Origin of the sequence: Westiellopsis prolifica IICB1 (genome assembly GCF_004323185.1) — a bacterium.
Taxonomy (GTDB): domain Bacteria; phylum Cyanobacteriota; class Cyanobacteriia; order Cyanobacteriales; family Nostocaceae; genus Pelatocladus; species Pelatocladus prolificus_A.
In genome coordinates this window covers 1,590,101-1,609,846 of the sequence record NZ_NAPS01000001.1, presented here as the reverse complement: position 1 = coordinate 1,609,846, position 19,746 = coordinate 1,590,101, and the positions used below count along the sequence as shown (strand labels likewise).

At 42.6% G+C, this 19,746-nt stretch carries 14 protein-coding genes; 8 read left to right on the top strand and 6 right to left on the bottom strand.

The features are described from left to right. Nucleotides 1-312 precede the first annotated feature (312 nt). The 5 genes from B4U84_RS06880 to B4U84_RS06860 all read left to right on the top strand — a co-directional run bounded on the left by B4U84_RS06880 (nt 313) and on the right by B4U84_RS06860 (nt 11,607). The gene (locus tag B4U84_RS06880; RefSeq protein ID WP_131116393.1) at nt 313-951 is read left to right on the top strand and encodes a heterocyst differentiation related protein; all 639 of its coding nucleotides are present in this window, start codon (nt 313-315) and stop codon (nt 949-951) included. Between the two features lie 1,678 nt (nt 952-2,629). Continuing rightward, on the top strand, nt 2,630-3,568 hold the full coding sequence (locus tag B4U84_RS06875) for a CLIPPER-2 domain-containing protein (RefSeq protein ID WP_017308832.1): 939 nt from the start codon (nt 2,630-2,632) through the stop codon (nt 3,566-3,568). Further along, nucleotides 3,565-7,209, top strand: coding sequence for a T9SS outer membrane translocon Sov/SprA (locus B4U84_RS06870; RefSeq protein WP_131116390.1), 3,645 nt, complete (start codon nt 3,565-3,567; stop codon nt 7,207-7,209). Before B4U84_RS06875 ends, B4U84_RS06870 begins: the two co-directional genes overlap by 4 nt. A 161-nt stretch (nt 7,210-7,370) precedes the next feature. After that, complete coding sequence (locus B4U84_RS06865; RefSeq protein WP_131116388.1) at nt 7,371-9,563, top strand: OmpA family protein; 2,193 nt, start codon at nt 7,371-7,373, stop codon at nt 9,561-9,563. Nucleotides 9,564-9,681: 118 nt separating this feature from the next. Continuing rightward, the gene (locus B4U84_RS06860) at nt 9,682-11,607 is read left to right on the top strand and encodes an SdrD B-like domain-containing protein (RefSeq protein ID WP_131116385.1); all 1,926 of its coding nucleotides are present in this window, start codon (nt 9,682-9,684) and stop codon (nt 11,605-11,607) included. 142 nt (nt 11,608-11,749) lie between these two features. On the opposite strand, the gene B4U84_RS06855 is transcribed toward B4U84_RS06860, so the two are convergent. Continuing rightward, nucleotides 11,750-12,160: a universal stress protein gene (locus B4U84_RS06855; RefSeq protein ID WP_017309093.1), complete on the bottom strand. Its 411-nt coding sequence runs from the start codon at nt 12,158-12,160 to the stop codon at nt 11,750-11,752. 215 nt (nt 12,161-12,375) lie between these two features. Between B4U84_RS06855 and B4U84_RS06850 the strand changes: the two genes are divergently transcribed. From B4U84_RS06850 to B4U84_RS06840, 3 genes are all read left to right on the top strand, one after another. Then, nucleotides 12,376-13,578, top strand: coding sequence for a phosphoglycerate kinase (locus B4U84_RS06850; RefSeq protein ID WP_131116382.1), 1,203 nt, complete (start codon nt 12,376-12,378; stop codon nt 13,576-13,578). A gap of 142 nt (nt 13,579-13,720) precedes the next feature. Continuing rightward, entirely contained in the window at nt 13,721-14,338 is a 618-nt protein-coding gene (locus B4U84_RS06845; protein ID WP_131116379.1) for an NUDIX hydrolase, read from the top strand. A gap of 91 nt (nt 14,339-14,429) precedes the next feature. After that, nucleotides 14,430-15,365: a DUF5996 family protein gene (locus B4U84_RS06840; protein ID WP_131116376.1), complete on the top strand. Its 936-nt coding sequence runs from the start codon at nt 14,430-14,432 to the stop codon at nt 15,363-15,365. On the opposite strand, the gene psbA is transcribed toward B4U84_RS06840, so the two are convergent. The 5 genes from psbA to B4U84_RS06815 form a co-directional block, all read right to left on the bottom strand. Beyond that, nucleotides 15,305-16,423, bottom strand: coding sequence for a photosystem II reaction center subunit D1 (gene psbA / locus B4U84_RS06835; protein WP_131116373.1), 1,119 nt, complete (start codon nt 16,421-16,423; stop codon nt 15,305-15,307). The genes B4U84_RS06840 and psbA overlap by 61 nt on opposite strands. A gap of 379 nt (nt 16,424-16,802) precedes the next feature. Beyond that, nucleotides 16,803-18,233: a deoxyribodipyrimidine photo-lyase, 8-HDF type gene (locus B4U84_RS06830; RefSeq protein ID WP_131116370.1), complete on the bottom strand. Its 1,431-nt coding sequence runs from the start codon at nt 18,231-18,233 to the stop codon at nt 16,803-16,805. 120 nt (nt 18,234-18,353) lie between these two features. Further along, nucleotides 18,354-18,581, bottom strand: a complete 228-nt coding sequence (locus B4U84_RS06825) for a hypothetical protein (protein ID WP_131116367.1) — start codon at nt 18,579-18,581, stop codon at nt 18,354-18,356. Beyond that, complete coding sequence (locus tag B4U84_RS06820) at nt 18,571-18,822, bottom strand: hypothetical protein (RefSeq protein WP_131116364.1); 252 nt, start codon at nt 18,820-18,822, stop codon at nt 18,571-18,573. The genes B4U84_RS06825 and B4U84_RS06820 overlap by 11 nt, the downstream gene beginning before the upstream one ends. Before the next feature lie 266 nt (nt 18,823-19,088). Further along, complete coding sequence (locus B4U84_RS06815) at nt 19,089-19,469, bottom strand: hypothetical protein (RefSeq protein WP_131116361.1); 381 nt, start codon at nt 19,467-19,469, stop codon at nt 19,089-19,091. Between the last annotated feature and the right edge of the window lie 277 nt (nt 19,470-19,746).

The window sequence follows — 19,746 nt, the reverse complement described above, 5'->3', positions numbered from 1 at the left end:
TATAGGTAGATACTGAAACTTCAGCCATCAACCAGTAAAACTCTCACCCAGAACTACTTTTCTTTTCTGCGTTCTTCTGTTTACTTTTTTCTTCTGTCTCTATTTATCAAGTTTTTCCCCTAACCTTGGTAGACAATTTAACAAATATAGTCTTGAATATATAAAGCAGATACGCGGCATTAAAATATAGACTATTATGCAATAGTTTAGTATCGGGTGTAATGTATAGTTCTGTAATGTAGATTTATATGAGTGTGAGAGTGTCTAGATTCCAAGAAACCGTAGTGACGTCGCTATATAGGGGTAAAGGCGATGAGTGAAAGTATGGCATTTATCGGCGGCGTTGCTGTTGCTGGGCTAGCAGCTATCCTTTTGCTGAAAGGGACAGGAACATCTCTGCAACAACCAAACATTGCAATTCCTCAAATACCAAATTTAGTGCCGCAACAACCTTACTACCCCCCCCCCTACCAAGCACCCCCCCAAAGCCCACCCGTAAGCCCCAATCCTGATCAGAGTGTCGCCGTTGAACGAGCAAAGATGGAAAGCGACATGCTCAAGCGGGAAAATGACCAACTCAAAATCCAGCTTCAGCAGCTTCAAGTTCAAGCCGCAAATGCTCAAAACGCTGCTGCTTATTATCAACAGCAATTACAAAGCCAAAATAGTACAGCACAGTTGCAGCAACAAGAACAATCTCAAAATCGCTGGTGGTCTTCACCTATAGTTTGGGCTGTGGGAGGTATGTCTCTCACCATTGGTGGGGGTATTGTCGTAGCTGGAGTATTATCTTTATTTTCTCCTAAACAACGTTCTAGTCGTACTGTTCAGGTGATTCATCCCTACAATGGCCCTACACCACCCTTAGCTCCTGTACGTCGAGCGGAATTCCTACCACCCCGGACTGAAGCAAGACGAGTTGATGCACCAGAATATGACGACACCTATTAAATTAGTCGTCTAAAAGAATAAATTACAGTTCTTGTAGTTTATATAAACTACAATCTCATCGGTGTGCATCGGTGTACATTGCAAAAATCCGCTTGCGCTTCTAAGTTATATAAAGCTCGGCTAATTGCTTATGATCAAAAGCTTAGTCATTAAGTTTATTTAATAGGTTTTTGTCATTACCGATTACCGACATCTACGAATAATACAACTGTTCAAGCCAACATGATATAAGTATTGTTTTTGTGAATGACAATATTTTTTGGTATAATCACACTCTAACTTAATAGTTATTTTATGAATAGGCTTTGAAATCGAAAACCCAAGCCTGTCGAGGATGAGTTTGTTTTTACTCACAAAATAATTCTTATAGATATTTTTTTGTAAATATTTATTAGTTATTTTTGATTACCAAAAAGCATAAATTTTTGCAGATGTATTTCTTTATTCAGAGAAATACACAAAAATCTTTGTATATATAAGTGGACAGTTTCATAATTGTCTGCTCTAACTTAGTTAGGGATAATTCAGTACCGAACATTATTATTATTATATTTTTTTACATTCTCTCCAAAGAAAAAAACGAAGATAGAAATTTATCAAAAATCAAATAATTGTAAATTAAAGCACTCACATTTTAAAATAATTGATACTCTGATTTTTCTCAAATTAGATTATTTTTTTTTAAATTAAGGCATAACAAGTATTTGGCAAGTTAGTCATCATCTGTGTTTAATATTAAATTATTGGAAACAATAGTATTTTATTTAACCTAATTTTATATTTCTCAGGAAATATTCTGATACGCATAGGTTCCCTTTTGTAAAGATAATAAAAAATACTGAATAAATTTTTATAACCCTGATTGCTTATAATTCATTTGTGGGTAATATTACTGAAGTGCGATTTTAAAAATAAAATTTAACCTAGCTGATTGAGAACAGCGTTTTTGAGGTTTTGCATCAGAAACGTATTAACTTAAGAGCCAGGTTAAATAACTGTCGTTACTATGTGACCATCAATTAGGTTGATAACGGAATTCCCCTATCATCTAATTCATGACTCTCTGTTTGGCAATACTTTAATTAAAGTTCTCCCTAGTAGTGACTCCGTAAGAGTTCAATGCTCTAAAGACAAAACTTAAATAAGTTTGTGCTTTATTCAATAGAGCTAATTATTGTTTTATTCTTTCGTTGCTGGCATATCTTCGCTGCAACGATAGTGCTGTAATAGCTATGTTATTTAATCAGAGTAGGGTTATCAGTGGTCTTACCTCATGACAATACAAGATTACAGACAGTATTTGTCATGTTATTTAAACATCTGCATTATTTACAGTCACAAATCTGAGATAATTAGACTCCCATCACAAAAAAATAATCTTACTCAAGGGCGGTGAAATTGCGATTTTATCATCAAGTAAACAATTCAGTCTGTTGTCTTTCCATCTTACTCGCAAGATTGATTTTGCAAACCAACAACAGAAGAAAGTCCAAGCCACTAGCAAGCTTCTGTGACTTCAAAATAATTTGTGATTTAACTGAATAATTCTCCAACGCTGTCATACATCTGTTATTTAACAAATGTAGTTGAAATTGTTTGAAAATCACAATAATTACTGGTTTTTTGGTTAAAAACCCTAAATATTGGAAAAACTGCTGTTATTAATTAATGCCTTCCAATGACTTCTAAAATTTCATGGTTGAGGCATTGGAGCCTCTTTTGTCCTTTTTACATTTTTAGTATTTTTACTTTCGGGATTTCATCAGCTTTTTCTCAAACAAGCGTGATCACAAATACTGCTCGTGGGAGTGCAGATAATCTTCCTGACAGTCCGACAGGAAGGGTAGTTAACTCCAATGAGGTGACTTTGAGTGCTAGTCAAGCAGCACTACAAATCATCAAAACAGCAGACAGAGCAGCTGCCGAACCGGGTGATACAGTCATCTATACTCTGACGATTCGCAATACTGGTAACTCCCCAACCAACCAGATATCAATTACAGATAGATTACCCTTGGGAATGCGCTTTATTTCCAAGTCGCTCAAAGGTTCGATAGGAAATAGACCTGTAAACTTGAGTGCAACCACCGGTTCGAGTCGGACAGTAACCATCACCTCCAATGAAGGACTCCAACCCAATCAAAGCTTGATAGTCAACTATGCTGCTGAGGTGACACCAGATGCAATTCGGGGCGATGGTAGAAACACAGCCCAAGCTAGAGCAGGTAATCTTACCAGTAACCAAGCCAGCTATGTCTTACGAATTCGACCAGGTATTTTGTCTGATTGTGGCACCTTAATTGGACGTGTATTTGTTGATAAAAACTTTGACGGTGAACAGCAGCCGAACGAGCCAGGTATACCGAATGCTGTGATTTATCTAGATGATGGCAACCGGATCATTACCGATGCGAATGGTTTATTCTCCTTAGCCAATGTCGTTGCAGGTTATCGGACAGCAGCCCTAGATTTGACAAGCTTACCTGGCTATGCACTGGCACCGAATAAATACTTTATCGAAAGCAACAGCCAATCTCGCTTGGTCAAATTAGCACCCAGTGGCATGGCAAGAGTCAATTTTGGGGTTACGCCTGCGTTCTCAGGGGGGAAACGATGAAAAAAATCAAAAAGCTTTACCAAAATCAAAATTCTTTCTTTTACCTTTTTGGTCTTTCCTTACTATTTGTTTCTCCCAACGCAGTTTTTGCCAGTGTGGTCTCTGGAAAACAGGGGGACACGGTGACACGGGGACACGGTGACACGGGGACAAGGGGACAAGGAAACAAGGTGAAACAAATCTCCGCGTCTTCCCCTGTCCTGATTGCCCAGAATTCCCCATCTTCCGGTGATCCTAACTCGGTATTTCAACAAGATCCGACAATTGAATTTCAACAAAACCCTAACTCGCCAATCCAACAACAACCCACTTCGCCAACACCAGAGACAACACCATCAATAGAGAATTCACCAATAACTACCCCTGCTACGATTCCAGGTAAATCAAAAATCACGCTGGAAATCACACCTATCGGCGATCCGCGTGTGCAAGCCGATGGACGTTCCACAATTAAACTGCAAGGAAGAATTATTGATGAAAAAGGTGAGATTATTCGCAAAGATGCGATCGCAACCCTCACCACCAGTGCCGGTAAATTCGTTGGCGCCGACCAAGACAAAGACCAGGGCGGGTTTCAGGTGCGTGTGATTGATGGAGAATTCATCGCCACCTTACAATCAGACATCAAACCCCAACAAGTCCGGATTCGAGCCGCGATCGATAAAATCAAAAAACCATCGCTCAATGTTCCCAGAGAATTGGGTGATATCAAAAATCCCACCTTTCCCCAACAGACAGATAATTCCTGGCTAGAGGAATTTGCCCAAGTACCCATAGAAGCCTACACCCAAATAGAATTCAGTACCTATCTGCGACCTTCCCTAGTAACAGGGGTACTGAATTTGCGGATTGGACCAGGAGGAACTAATTATTGGGGAAGCTTCCAAGAATTTCTCAATCCTGACGAGATAGACAAAGGCACAACCGTAGATTTTTATGGAGCTGCCTTTGCTACAGGAAAAATCGGAGATTGGTTATTTACAGGAGCATTCAATAGCGATCGCGCCATCAATCAAGACTGTGAGGGTAACAATCGCCTGTTTGGTGGTGTCCAGTTCTGCGAACAACCCTATCCAGTTTACGGCGATAGTTCCACCGCTACCCCCACCACCCCTTCGATTGATAGTTTCTACGCTCGCTTAGAACGTACTCCGTCGATTGTGGGAGCAGAACCAGATTACTTCATGTGGGGCGACTACACCACCAATGAATTTGCTCGCGCCTCCCAACTGTATACAGCTACCTCCCGCCAACTCCACGGTTTCAAAGCCAACTACAACCTGGGCAACCTGCAAATCACAGGCTTATACGCCAACAATATAGAAGGTTTCCAACGGGATACCATCGTTCCTGATGGTACTGGTGGTTACTACTTCCTTTCCAAACGTCTATTAGTTCCTGGCAGTGAAATTGTTTATCTCGAAGCAGAGGAAATTAACCGCCCTGGTACGGTGGTAGAACGCAAACAAATGGTGCGTGGTGCCGACTACGAGATTGATTATGATCGCGGCACAGTGCGGTTTAATCGTCCGGTTTTTGCCACAGAACTCAACCCCTTTGGTTCAACTTTAGTTAGACGTATTGTCGTTACTTACCAGAATGAAGGCGGCGAAGACTCCAACCTCCTGGGGGGACGCTTGCAATATAACTTCTCCAACGATTTCACCAATAAAACCTTCGGCGCTGTTAGTTATCTGCGGGAAGACCAAGGCGACCAAGATTTTGAACTATTCGGTGGAGATTTCTTAATCTCTTTAGGAAATGCAGGCAAGATAGTCGGGGAATTTGCCCACTCCAATAACAATCTGATTACAGGGGAAGAAGCCAGTGGAAACGCTTACCGCTTAGAAGCTTTTGGAAATATCACACAAAATCTTTTCGGTCAAGCTTACTATCGTGCCGTCGAGCCGAACTTCTCCAACAACGCAACCTTTAGCTTTGCACCCGGACAAACCCGCTACGGAGCATCTTTACTCACCAAACTGAGTGACCTGACTAGCTTTAGAGTTGCCTACGACGTCGAAGAAAACTATGGTACTACACCCACCTCCATTACTAACTTCTTTGATTTATTCGACCCACAGCCACAAAACCGTCCTGGTGAACGAGTCAGTAACGAACTGAGAACCTTCCGGGCAGGAATTTTGCAAAAGCTCGGTAATAGTGATCTCAGCTTGGAATACGTCAACCGTTCCCGTGATGATCGTATTGGTGATGACTTAGATGGTGATGCGAGTCAAATTGTCTCCCGTTTGAAGTTCCCATTGACAGATACCTTGACTTTCCAAGCCCAAAACGAACTAAATTTGGGTGACTCTGACCCCTTGTATCCCAACCGGACTACTTTAGGTTTAGACTGGAAAGCTGCTGAGGGAGTGACATTCCGACTAGCACACCAATTTTATGATGACAGCGAATTACTGCCAGGGAATTCCCTCACCACCTTAGACACAATTGTCGATCAAAAATTATCAGATGATACTTCCCTACTGGGTCGTTATTCTGTACTCTCTGGCTTTGGTGGCTTGCAGGGACAAGGCGCTCTCGGCGTGGCTCAGGGTTTGAAAGTTGCACCCGGATTAAAAGTCAACCTGGGTTATCAATACGTGTTCAAAAATATCTTTAATGGTACAGCAGCCGGAGATAGATATCCGCAATACTACGCAGTTGGTCAAACTGCTTCGACTTTAGGACTGTTTTCTGGTTCCGTCTACAGCTTGGGATTTGAATACACCGATAATCCTGATTTTAAAGCCCGCGCCGATTTTGAATATCGTGATGGTGATCAAAGTAATAACCTAGTAATTTCTGCCGCCGCCGCCGGAAAAATCTCTCCAGCTTTAACAGCCTTAGTCCGCTTCCAACAAGCAGGAGAAGCTAACGTCTACCTTCCTAGCACCGTCAACAGTATCGATACAAACGGGATCAGATTCCAAGAACTGGGAGACACAGCAAATCTCAAAATCGGTTTGGCATACCGCGACCCCACCAACGACAAATTCAACGGGCTACTGAAATACGAATGGCGGCAAAACTTTGATTCGATTCCCGAAACTCAACTTACAGGTAGTACAGCCACAGGTCATATCTTTTCCGCAGAGGGTATTTATGCCCCCAATTGGCGCTGGGAATTCTACGGTAAATATGCTTTGCGTAATGGCGTCACCTACTTCGACGACGAAAGATATGACGGTAGTACAAACTTGGCACAGTTGCGAGCAGCTTTTCGACTGGGTTATCGCAACGACTTAGCTGTTGAAGGACGATGGATTGGACAAAACTCTAATAGCGGCACTGACTACGACGAATTCGGTTTTGCAGTGGAAACTGGATATTACGTCACTCCTGATTTGCGTTTGGGCCTCGGTTACAGCTTTGGTAGTGTGGATGACCGCGACTTTACCGGTTATCGTTCCGAAGGTGGTTTCTATGTGAATATCAGCCTGAAATTAAACGAACTTTTAGGCGGCTTTGGTTTACAAAAACCAGTACCCAAGCAAGAACAAGAGTCAGAAATCCCAACGGCGCAAACAGAACCAGGAAAACAGACATCCCAAAGTAAATTGATTCAGCGTTTGAAACAGACACAGGCCCTTAAACAAAAGCTGAAAGCAGAAATTAGAGGCCAGAAAGAAGGATGATATTTTGGCATTCTTCATTAGGACTTACGCACACTCAAAAAATCCTTGGCGTCTTGGCGTCTTGGCGGTTCAATAAATTAAACTTTGTGGCAATTTTTGCGTAAATCCTGTTCATAATTCATACTTCATTGTTTTCAAACGTGGTGCCATAGGAGTGAGTAATGTCCAAATTGAAATTAAAAAAAAAGAAGGCAAAAGGAATAATTTACCTTTTACCTTTAACTGTGTACCTTTTACCTCCAGAAATTGCTTTCGCTCAAACCCCCACTCCCGGTGTGCGAGTGGTGGTAAATAGCAATCAAGACGGGAGTCCTACCCCTGATAATGCCGTAACTTTGCGAGAAGCGATCGCGATCGTTAATGGTACGCTACCAACAGCACAACTCAGTGCAGCTGAGAAAGCACAGGTGACACCAACCACAACTGGTGCTTCTCGAATTGAGTTTAATTTACCTGCTGGTACAACTACCATTGAGTTACAAACCCAACTACCAGATTTAGCTACTCCCGGATTAGTTATCGATGGCTCAACTCAACCAGGATACGATCCAAAAGGTTCAGCAACCGCGGAAATTGCCATTCCTGTACCAGTAGTAGCAATCACCCCCGCAGCTAATAAAGAGATTTTGCGCGGATTGACTGTGGTTGCTGATGGTGTAACAATTCGTGGCTTGAGTATTTACGGTTTTACGGGTAAACCGATAAAACAGATTTTGGGAAATATCGCTTTTGACACTGATCCCAAGCCAGTAACTCTCACTACACCACCGGGGGATATTGTCATAGCTCACCCTTTCCCACCTCCAGATATCAGTCGTCAAAAACCACCCAACAGTAGTTTTCCCTTCCGCGCCTCCGATGTGCCACCCAAAAATGTTGTGATTGAAAACAACTGGCTGGGATTAACAACTAATGAACAAATGCCAGAACAAACCTCAGCATTTGGGGTTTATGTTTTTAACTCCCAAGGAGCAACAATCCGGCGTAACCGGATTTATTATCATGATGGCAGTGCTGTAATTACATCTGTACGTGGTGAAAATACGGTAGTACAAGAAAATATTCTCGTTGCTAACGGTATTGCAGGGATGCCCGATGCTTTGAGATTTGAAGGTTTGGTCAACCAGTCGCAAATTTTAGGCAATTTGATTTGTGGTAATGATGGGGCTGGTGTGTATTTATTCAAACCTCAAGGTAGTGTAGCAATCCAGAATAACAAAATCACTTACAACGGTAGACGCTTGCGCCGAGCAGCAGTTTACCTCATGGGTAGTAATCACCAGGTAGTTGGTAATGAAATTGACTATCAAACCGGGCCGGGGGTCGTGGTGTCGGCTTTTCCCAGGAATGATGTTAGTCAAAGAAAACCAGGCGTGAAGAATATTATTCAAAATAATAAATTTGCGACGTTAGAAGGTTTGAGCATTGACCTGAATACTCAGCAAAATTTGGATGTCAGCGACTTTCAAATCGGAGATGGCCCCAATCCGCGCCGGGATTCCCCTAATCGTCGCCTGGAAACTGGGAATGGAGCGATTAATGCTCCAGAGTTTAAACAAAGGGCATTTTTGCCGACAAGTAACAGCGTCACTTTACAAGGTAAAGCCGATCGCGGTTCGCAAGTGACAATTTACCGCTTAGGTGATTATCAACGGGGTTACGGCGCATTAAGTGAAGTATTAGCAACCGTACCTGTAGATCAGAGTGGTAAGTTTAGCACCACAGTCGAGAACTTGCAAACCGGAGATGTAGTCAGTGCGATCGCCACTGATCCGGAATATGGGACATCGGAACCAGCTCTGGCAGCAATTATTGGCACTGATGGCACAAAACCGAATTTAAAGCCTAGTTCTCAACCAACCCAGCCTCCACAGTGTACTTCTCGACCAGTACCGCCACCACCACCAGAACCACCAGCACCACCGCCACCACCAGAACCCCCAGAAATCATCCGCATCCAAGCACCAAATAATGTCCACTTTGCCTTAGATAAATCCTTTATTAGTGCTGAAAGTGCTGCTGTTTTGGATCGGGTAGTAGCAGTATTGCAAAAATATCCTTTCATTGTGGTCGAGTTAGAAGGTCACACCGATCCTCGTGCCAGCAATGCGTATAACTTGGCACTGGGTAGACGTCGGGCCTTATCTGTAAGAAATTACCTGCTGCGTAAAGGTATTAGTCCCGAACGGATGACCATTCGTTCCTTCGGTGAAACCCAACGGAAAACCCAAGGTAGTACACGTGTTGATTACGCACGCGATCGCCGTACAGAAATCATCTACAAAGACGTGCGAGGTATCGAACTCATCGTAGAACCACAAGAACAAGACTTGCAAATAGAAGCTCCGAGGTAGGGATCGGGGATAAGAGAGTGTGGGGAGTGTGGGGAGTGTGGGGAGAATAACCAATCCTTAATTCCCGATCCCCTTTCCCCGATCCCTATTTTCAAATGAAATATTTAGGAACTAGAAAATGAAAGCTCTATTTAAACATTTAAATTTTCATCCTTGTGGGGGTACGCTGCTAGCAGCACTATTGGCTATTCCCCAAATTCCTCTACAAGGAAGTATTTTCAATCAAAAAGCTGTTGCACAACAGACAAGTTGTCCAGCGGGTACTACACAAGAAACTCTCAGCTGGGGAACGAGTAACTTCCAAACGGCAAACTTTAATCAAACTTTCAACATTGGGGGCGTCAGCACTAATTTTCAGATGACGGAAAGTCCAGCGGGATTTATCCGAGATCAACCACCTCAAGTTATTGGCCCGGTTCCCTACGGGGTTGTCCCTGGCCCTTATGGTGGCATTAATAGTCCATATTTGCGCTGGGGAATAGATGCTTCACAACAAAGTTCAACCGTAAACTATCGGGAAGGTACTGCAACACTTACTATCACTTTTGCCCAACCAGTAACTTTCCCTGTTCCCCTGACATTATTGGACGTGGATCGCGATCGCCAAGACGAACTTCCCTATCAGGATCAAGTTACAGTTACTGCATTCAATCAAGGTCAAAGTGTACCAGTTACCCTGACTAATATTGGAGCTGGTGCGGTTGCTCAAATAGTTAGCGCTAATGTGGCACGGGGAGCCGATCCGCGTGTGGGACCAGGAAATTCACCTAATGATCAGAGTTTAGGTAATGTTTTTGCGACATTTGCCCAACCTGTCACCCAAATTCGCATCGTTTACCAGAGTGGACCATTATCATACGTCGAAAATCAACGACCTGGACAAGATGAAACTATTGGTCTTGCTGATCTAACTATCTGTGCGCCTTCAGCACCAGGTTCCATTGGTGATACTGTCTTTAATGATACTAACGGTAACGGTCAACAAGACCCAGGTGAACCAGGAGTTGGTAATATTCCCCTTACCCTAACTTTACCAGGTCCCGACGGACAACTAGGTACTCCTGACGACACTACCCAGACAACAAATACTAATGCTAGCGGTAATTATTCTTTCACCAATTTGCCAGCAGGCCCTTACAGAGTAAGTGTCACTCCTCCTTTTAATTTACCAGATGTCACAACTGGTGGTGGTAGGCAAGTTGACGTGACACTGAATCCTGGTCAGTCTTTAGATACTGTTGATTTTGGCTTGCGCCGACCGCCTGGTGGTGCGATTGGGGACTTTGTTTTCACAGATCGAAATGGCAATGGCAGTGTTGATAATGGTGATACAGGAATAGCAAATGTTACTGTAACCCTACGGAATAGTACTGGTCAAGTCGTGAGTACAACTCGTACTGATAACAACGGTAATTATTTGTTTACTGGTTTGCAGCCAGGTAATTACACTGTAGAGGTAACACAACCAAGCGATTTCACAGCCACAACCAACACGACTTTAACAGCTAGTATCACTGACGCAAACTCCGAAAATCTCAACATAGACTTTGGTTTCCGTCCAGGTCAGGCGGGAGCATCTGGAGAAACGAATCTGCGGATAGTCAAGCGCATCACCAATGCTTTGAGAAACAATCAGCCCATCAGTGGTGTCAGCTTCAACACTTTTATCAATGACCCCAATAATAATGATGATGACAGATTACAGCAAGCTGGGCGATCGCCTGTTGGTCAAATTAATCTCCAACCACCCTTAAGCAGTGGTGATCAAGTTGAGTATACAGTTTATTTTCTTGCTGATGGTACTCAGCAGCTACAAAATGCAAGGTTCTGCGATCTGATTCCAGCAGGTACCAGCTATGTTTCTAACAGTCTTTCCGTGATTGGAATTAGCAACCAAGGACAAGTCTTATCACCTCTAGCACCACTACAAGAGTTTGCCAATATTTGTGGTAGTAGCAACAATCAAGGTGCAGTAGTTGTTGGACCCGCCAACATTCCCGGCGGACAGACTGGTTTCATCCGCTTCCGGGTGACGGTTGATTAGAGGGGAAAAGGGATCGGGGATCGGGGATCGGGGACAAGGGAGACTTATCAGTTATCAGTTATCAGTTATCAGTTATCAAATTAAACTGCTCACTGTTAACTGTTAACTGTTAACTGATTCATGCCCGATCCCCGCTCCCCGCTCACGTTACAATCAACACCGGACAAGGAGACAAATTAATCACACGGTTTGTAACACTCTCATGGGCGCCTTCGTCAGTTAAACCAAGTCCGCGACAGCCCATGACAATTAGATTTGCTTCTATCTCATCAGCTACATCACAAATTACAAATGCGGGTTTCCCCTGTCTTTCAATTGTTTCTGTTTGAATTCCTTGTTGGGAAAAGGCAATTTTAGCAGTCTCTAGCAGTTTGGCAACATTTTCAGGTGAGGACATGACAACATCCTCTTTTGGTGCATCTGTATCTGGTTCTTCCACCACACTCAAAAGCACCAAACGACTGCTGTATTTTTGTACAACATCTATCACGACATTGATTGCTTCCTGAGTTTCCCGACTTTGGTCAATTGGAAACAGAACTTTTTTGAACATTACATTCACCTGTTAGTTGATAGAATTTACTGTCTGCTTCCTGTTGGTAGAGCATGAGAGTGGCTATTTCTCCACATGTTTTGGTATTGTCACCGCAGACAATTAACAAGAAACTAATCACTTAACAATTCTTTGCACCACGTACTCCTGTACAATCACAGAAAGGATCTAATAAATGTAAAACATAACAAAAAGGCAATCAGGAGGTTTGTGACGTGTCAAAGAAAACTTTAGCAAATTTATCTGCAACTGACTTATCTGGAAAACGTGCGTTTGTACGGGTTGATTTTAATGTACCTGTAGATGATGCAGGTAATATTACAGATGATACTCGCATCCGCGCAGCTCTACCAACTATCCAAGATTTGGTGCAGAAGGGAGCTAAGGTGATTCTAGCAAGCCATTTCGGGCGTCCCAAGGGTGTAGATGAAAAATTGCGTCTGACTCCGGTTGCTAAACGTCTTTCTGAGTTGTTGGGACAAGAAGTTGTTAAAGCTGATGACTGCATCGGTGATGATGTTGCAGCTAAAGTCGGGTCTTTACAAAATGGACAAGTACTGTTATTAGAAAATGTTCGTTTTTACAAAGAAGAAGAAAAAAACGATCCCGAATTTGCAAAGAAATTAGCAGCTAATGCTGATTTGTATGTCAACGACGCTTTTGGTACAGCACACCGCGCCCATGCTTCTACTGAGGGTGTAACACAATTTTTGAGTCCTTCTGTGGCTGGATATTTGGTGGAAAAAGAATTGCAATATTTGCAAAGCGCCATTGAAAGTCCACAACGTCCTTTAGCAGCAATCATCGGTGGTTCCAAGGTTTCTAGCAAAATTGGTGTCATTGAAACACTGCTAGAAAAATGCGACAAGTTAATCATCGGCGGTGGGATGATTTTTACTTTCTACAAAGCTCGTGGTTTGAGTGTTGGTAAGTCTTTGGTGGAAGAAGACAAGCTAGAGTTAGCAAAATCTTTAGAAGCGAAAGCCAAAGAAAAAGGCGTTACCTTATTGTTACCTACAGATGTAGTAGTAGCTGATAAGTTTGCTGCTGATGCTAATTCTCAAACCGTTAGTATTGAGAACATCCCCGATGGTTGGATGGGCTTGGATATTGGCCCTGATTCTGTGAAATTATTCCAAGACGCTTTGGCTGATTGTAAGTCAGTAGTTTGGAACGGGCCGATGGGCGTATTTGAATTTGATAAATTCGCTGTTGGTACAGAAGCGATCGCACATACTTTGGCTGACATCGGCAAAAACGGTGCAACCACCATTATCGGTGGTGGTGACTCTGTAGCCGCAGTCGAAAAAGTTGGTTTAGCCGATCAAATGAGCCATATTTCCACTGGTGGTGGTGCTAGCTTAGAGTTGCTAGAAGGTAAGGTATTACCTGGAATTGCTGCTTTAGACGAAGCGTAATTAGTGACTAGGGGACAAGGGAGACAAGGAGGACAAGGAGGACAAGGGAGGAGTAAAAAGCAATTTTTTTTCCGCCTCCACCTTGTCTATTCCTGATCCCTAATCCCCTATCCCTAATCCCCTATCCCCTATCCCAAAAAATATGGAATCAAAATGGTTAGAATGGGCGCAAAAATTACAAGCGATCGCTCAAACTGGACTAACTTTTTCCGAAAACCCGTATGATCTAGAACGATTTCAAGCAATACAAGCGATCGCTGCGGAAATTTTCGCAACTCACACCAACGCTGAACTGAGTTATATCTTGGATCTGTTTGATCGTGATGTCGGATATGCGACTCCCAAAGTTGATGTGCGTGGTGCAGTATTTCGCGATGATTGTATATTAATGGTAAAAGAACGAGTGGATGGTGGTTGGACATTACCTGGTGGCTGGGCTGATATTGGTTTTTCACCCAGTGAAGTCGTCGTTAAAGAAATATTTGAAGAATCAGGATATCTGACTCGCGCTGTCAAACTCTTAGCAGCATACGACAGAAACAGACAAGGACACTCACCCCATCCCCATTACATATATAAATTGTTTTTTCTGTGCGAACTTATTGGTGGTTCCCCCACACCCAGCATTGAGACAGAAGCAGTAGGATTTTTCCCGGAAAATGAAATTCCCGAATTATCTATTGGGCGTGTCACACCAGCACAAATCACTCGACTTTTTCAACATTACCGCAACCCAGATTTACCAGCAGACTTTGATTAGTGTAATTAAGTAAACTGCGATCGCGTCCACAAGCTCGTCTAATCTACTCAGTATAGTAATTTACCAATATCCCTACATGGAGGTTTCCGTTATGGTAGAACCTGTTGATAGTACACTCACTGATACCACCTGGCCCAGTCTGCCTGTTGCAGCATGGCAAGATACATATGCAACGCTGCATTTGTGGACTCAAATCATTGGTAAAATTCGGCTGGCGCTGGCTCCCAAAATTAACCACTGGTGGCACTCTACCCTGTATGTAACCCCACGTGGACTAACGACCTCTTCAATTCCTTACGAAACACGCACCTTAGAGATTAGCTTTGACTTTCTTGAGCATCAGTTAAAAATCGAGACTAGCGACGGGATCACCAGAATAATCGCCCTTGCTCCTCGCTCGGTAGCTGACTTCTACCAAGATGTTATGGGTACACTGAGCGCAATTGGCATTTCCGTTCGGATTTGGACAAGTCCACAAGAAGTAAACCAGCCAATTCCCTTTGATCAAGATCACGTACATGCAGCTTATGATCCGGAGTACGCCCAAAGGTTTTGGCGTATTCTGGTACAAGCAGATAGGGTGTTGAAAGTATTTCGCTCACGTTTTATTGGTAAATGTAGCCCTGTACACTTTTTCTGGGGTAGCTTTGACTTGGCTTTTACCCGTTTCTCTGGGCGTCGCGCTCCAGAACATCCAGGTGGGGTTCCCAACATGGCAGATTGGGTAACAAAAGAGGCTTATTCCCATGAAGTGAGTAGCTTTGGGTTTTGGCCTGGTGGTGGAGCAGTGGCCGAACCTGTTTTTTACTCCTATGCTTATCCCGAACCAGAGGGATTTAAAGACTACCCCATCCAACCAAAGGAAGCATTTTACAGTCCCCAGATGCAAGAGTTCATTTTGCCATATGAAGCATTACGGCAAGCTGATGATCCGGATGCAGTACTCCTTGCCTTTTTGCAGAGTACCTATGATGCAGCTGCAAATTTAGGAAATTGGGATCGAGCAGCGTTGGAATCTACCTCATGATTTAGTATACCGCTAGACAAAATCAGTGGGAAATGATGGGTATTAGGAGCGTGCATTGCTTGTATACCAAGATTAGCTCGATTGAGGATGTCAGCATCTGTGGGAATCACTGCTCCCCGACTATCTAAGATAGAGTGATTGAAGTTAAATCCATTCAGGTTGAAGGCAACAGAACAAACACCTAATGCAGCAAACCAGATACCTATTGTTGGCATACAAGCAAGCAGGAAATAGAAAGTGCGGTGATTTCGACTAGCAACAGGGGGAATCAGCAGGCGACCGAAAAAACCATAATGTCCTGCCAAGTAGCTGTAAGTCCTTTCCTGTTGACCAAGTCGATACCCAGCGTTGATAGATTCATTTTCGTCGGTATTGCGAATCAGCGTTGAGGTGACTAACGAACCATGCAAGGCACTTAAAAATGCGCCACCAAAGACTCCAGCAACCCCCAACATATGGAATGGATGCATCAGGATATTATGATTTGCTTGCACGGCCATCATAAAGTGGAATGTCCCTGCAATTCCCAAAGGTAAACCGTCAGCAAAGCTACCTTGACCAATGGGGTAAACTAGCAAGACAGCTGTTGCGGCGGCGGCTGGTGCAGAAAAAGCAACGGCAATCCAAGGACGCATACCAAGGCGATAGCTAAGTTCCCAAAGTCTTCCCAAATAGCACCAAATACCAATTAAAAAGTGCAGCACAATCAACTGATAGGGACCGCCGTTGTAAAGCCATTCATCTAAGGAAGCAGCTTCCCAAATAGGATAAAAATGCAAGCCAATCGCAGCAGAAGTTGGCACAACAGCAGCGGTAATCAAATTGTTACCATCCATTAAAGAACCTTTTATTGGCTCTCTAATACCTTCCATATCTACGCCAGGGGCCAAAATAAAAGCGAGAATGAAACAAATAGTAGCAGCGAGCAAAGTCGGAATCATCAGCACCCCAAACCAGCCGATATAAATTCGATTCTTAGTGCTGGTGATCCACGCACAAAATCGATCCCATAGATTAAAAAAATCAAATTCTTTTCGACGTTGAATGATAGTTGTCATCGTTTCTGCCTCCTCGGAAAAGAGAATGTACATTAATTGTTGAAAATGAGTGAAAGAAGCAATATTTCAGTTTTTTGTGCAGTTAAATCTGTATATTTCGTAGTTGCAAATTCTAGTAGCGGTTAGTGTTTTAATTGCTGAGATTCAGAGTTATTAAATCTCTCAAATATTCTCTATAATATTCTAGAAAAAGTGTTAGTAATACTTACGAATGAGTTAAATATCTTTGCAATCCTTTGTGGATGTTTACTTAGCTTTGGCAGCAAAGGGTTTAAACCCTTCGCTAATAGCGCAAATCGTCTGAAGACGACTTCATAAAATCAAACAGTCCCTTCCCTTGTTCTCCTTGTCCCCCCAATCCCCCTCATCCCCCCAATCTCTAAACTTTTTGCTGTTGATAACGTTCTTTAAACATTTTTTGCTGTTGTTTGTGATCCACAATTGGAGTCGGATAATCAACAGCTTGGCGTTCTAAAGGTGTAATATTACCAGTAAGTAAATACTGAGTATCAAATGAACGCAACTCTGGAACCCATTGACGAATATATTCACCATCTGGATCGAATTTTTGCGCTTGGCTAGCGGGGTTAAAAATCCTTAAAGGCTTAGGGTCCATCCCACTAGAAGCACTCCATTGCCAACCACCATTATTTGCAGATAAATCCCCATCAATCAGTTTCTGCATAAAATATTTTTCTCCTAACTGGGGATTAATGAGCAAATCTTTAGTCAAGAAACTGGCGACAATCATCCGACAACGGTTATGCATCCATCCAATTTCGTTCAACTGACGCATAGCTGCATCAACTATCGGATAACCAGTTCTACCCTCACACCAAGCTTGAAAGTGTTCTTGGTTGGTTTCCCAGGGAAAACTTTTGAAGGCTTCGCGGTATGCACCTACGGCTAATTCAGGAAAATTATACATGGCATGTTGGTAGAATTCCCGCCATGCTAATTCTTGTTGCCAAGTGCGGATATTGGTTTGGGTTTCTTCGCTACGGCTATTTTCCAGAGCATTTTGTGTAGCTTCCCAGACAGTGCGAATACCGATCGCACCAAATTTTAAAGCTGCACTCAACCGAGATGTACCGTCAATGGCTGGGAAATTTCGCTGTTCTTGATATTCGTTAATAGAGCGATCGCCAAATTCTTCTAATCTTTCTTGAGCTGCTTCTTCCCCTGGGGCAATAATTAATTCATTATCCCAGACAAATCCTAAATCTTTGGCTGAAGGTAATGCAATAACTCCAGCATTCTTGGCAGTTTCTTTTTCTGATTCTGTTAAACCCTCAGCATTTTGCAGGGTTTCTACTGGTTTTGCTTTTGGTTTGCTAACCCAATTCTTCCAGAAGGGAGTGTAAACAGTATAAGGTTGATTGGAACCAGTGCGGATCTCATCTGGTGCGTGCAGAATCTGATCCCAGTTTTGATCGAGAAACTCGATTCCTTTTTCTTTGAGTGCAGATATTATAGTGCGATCGCGTTCTTGAGAGTAGGGTTCCACATCCCAATTCCAGAATACTGCTTTTGCACCTAATGTTGCCGCCAGTGCTGGAATTGCTTGTGTCGGGTGAGCGTGGAGTATCAATAGTTGGCTACCAGCTTGAGCATATCGCTGTTGTAGAGCTTCTAAACAACCAATCATATAAGTCACCCGCGCAGGTGCAACATCATCCCGTTCTAGAATATTCGGGTCGAGACAAAATACACCGACTACTTTTGCACTGCGTTGTCTTGCGCCAGCAAGTCCGGTATTATCAGAAATACGTAAATCACGACGATGCCAAAACAGAATTAAGTCAGACATTCACTCATTTAAATAGTTCGCCTGTACTAGATTAGACCTAATAGTGCTAATTAGCATCAGTCTATTGGAAAATTCTATTAGGTTCTGGGTGTGGCGATCGCAATATAAGTCATAGTTTTTTTAAACATGATATGCGGTCAATACAGTACTTTTATCGGGACTGTAGATGGATTCGACTCTTGGATAACTATCGTGTGACCACCATATTTTTATTCTTCCACCTTGAGCAGGTGCAGTTCCTATTTCAAAATATCCAGCATTAAGCATCAGTTTTTCAAACTCGTTTGACAATAATGTTTTACTAGTAAATGCGGCTAAACCTTGTATTGTGTGTTTATCAAGCGTCATAGCTGCCCTGGTAGGTCGTAAATATTTTGTATCCTGGTAGGACTATTCCGACACCTACAAAACTGTGAATTTTACCGGGATATCTGTAAGGGTTATCATCAGGTACTGCACCACCAATTCTAATCGTGAAATATGGACACCAAAAATATAATCCTGGTATTAGCAAGTCCATACTGTAGGCAATAGCTCTAAGATTTTCGTTAATAGTTTTAATTTCTTCTCTCTCGCGTTTAATTTTCATATTTGTACTTCTAATTTTTGATTATTTAACTCTGTTATAAATATAGATACGAAATTAAACATTCGCGCAATCTTTAACGACAATAAGATTAATCGCGAATGATATCATAATATGATATTGGGAAAAAGGCGATCGCACTGTGGACAAGATGAGCGAACGCAATTTAGCATTGATCAATTAAGCAGACATCACATTTTATCCAAATGACTAACGGAGTGATTGCTCAAGCTGCCGTTGCCATCAATTAACTTGTTCGCCATTGCAGTTTAAGTTGGTTGAGTGGCAAGAAGCTCGGCAACTGGAGGAACTTGTAAAGTAGATTGTTTATTCCGCTTTCGATTAGAACCGCCTGCCTTTGAATACTCGATACTTTTTTTGCCGTACATGCTCGCGACTCCACTGAGCATCCGTTCAGACATTTCTGAAAGCGCCTTGTCCATCTGGTCTAATGTCTGACGAGATTCATCAAGATTGGACAGCAGTTTATTATGGGCTTCCAGCTTGGCACGAGTGGTATTAATTAGTTGATTGTAGGCTTCAATGGTTAATCCGTTTCCTAAATTCAGATGCTCATCAATAGATTTAAGCAGGGCGAGACGACGTTGAGCTTTATCAACAGCAGCAGAACCACGAGTTTTTACAGACATGGGAGTATTTATTGAATTATTCTTTTTTCAAGATAATGTAATCTTCTTGTCCCTGATATCAGTATTTATGTGGATTTTTGATTCAACGCAATAATTAAGAATTCAACAGTATTTATATTTAACTATTTGTATGATTTTATCATATTGGGTATAACTATAATAAGTAACAGCGCTCACCGAAATGATTTTTGCGTGCGGCGAAATGATTTTTGTATGCGCTGAAATGATTTTTGCGCTCGGCGAAATGATTTCTGGGTTCGGCGAAATGATTTTTGCG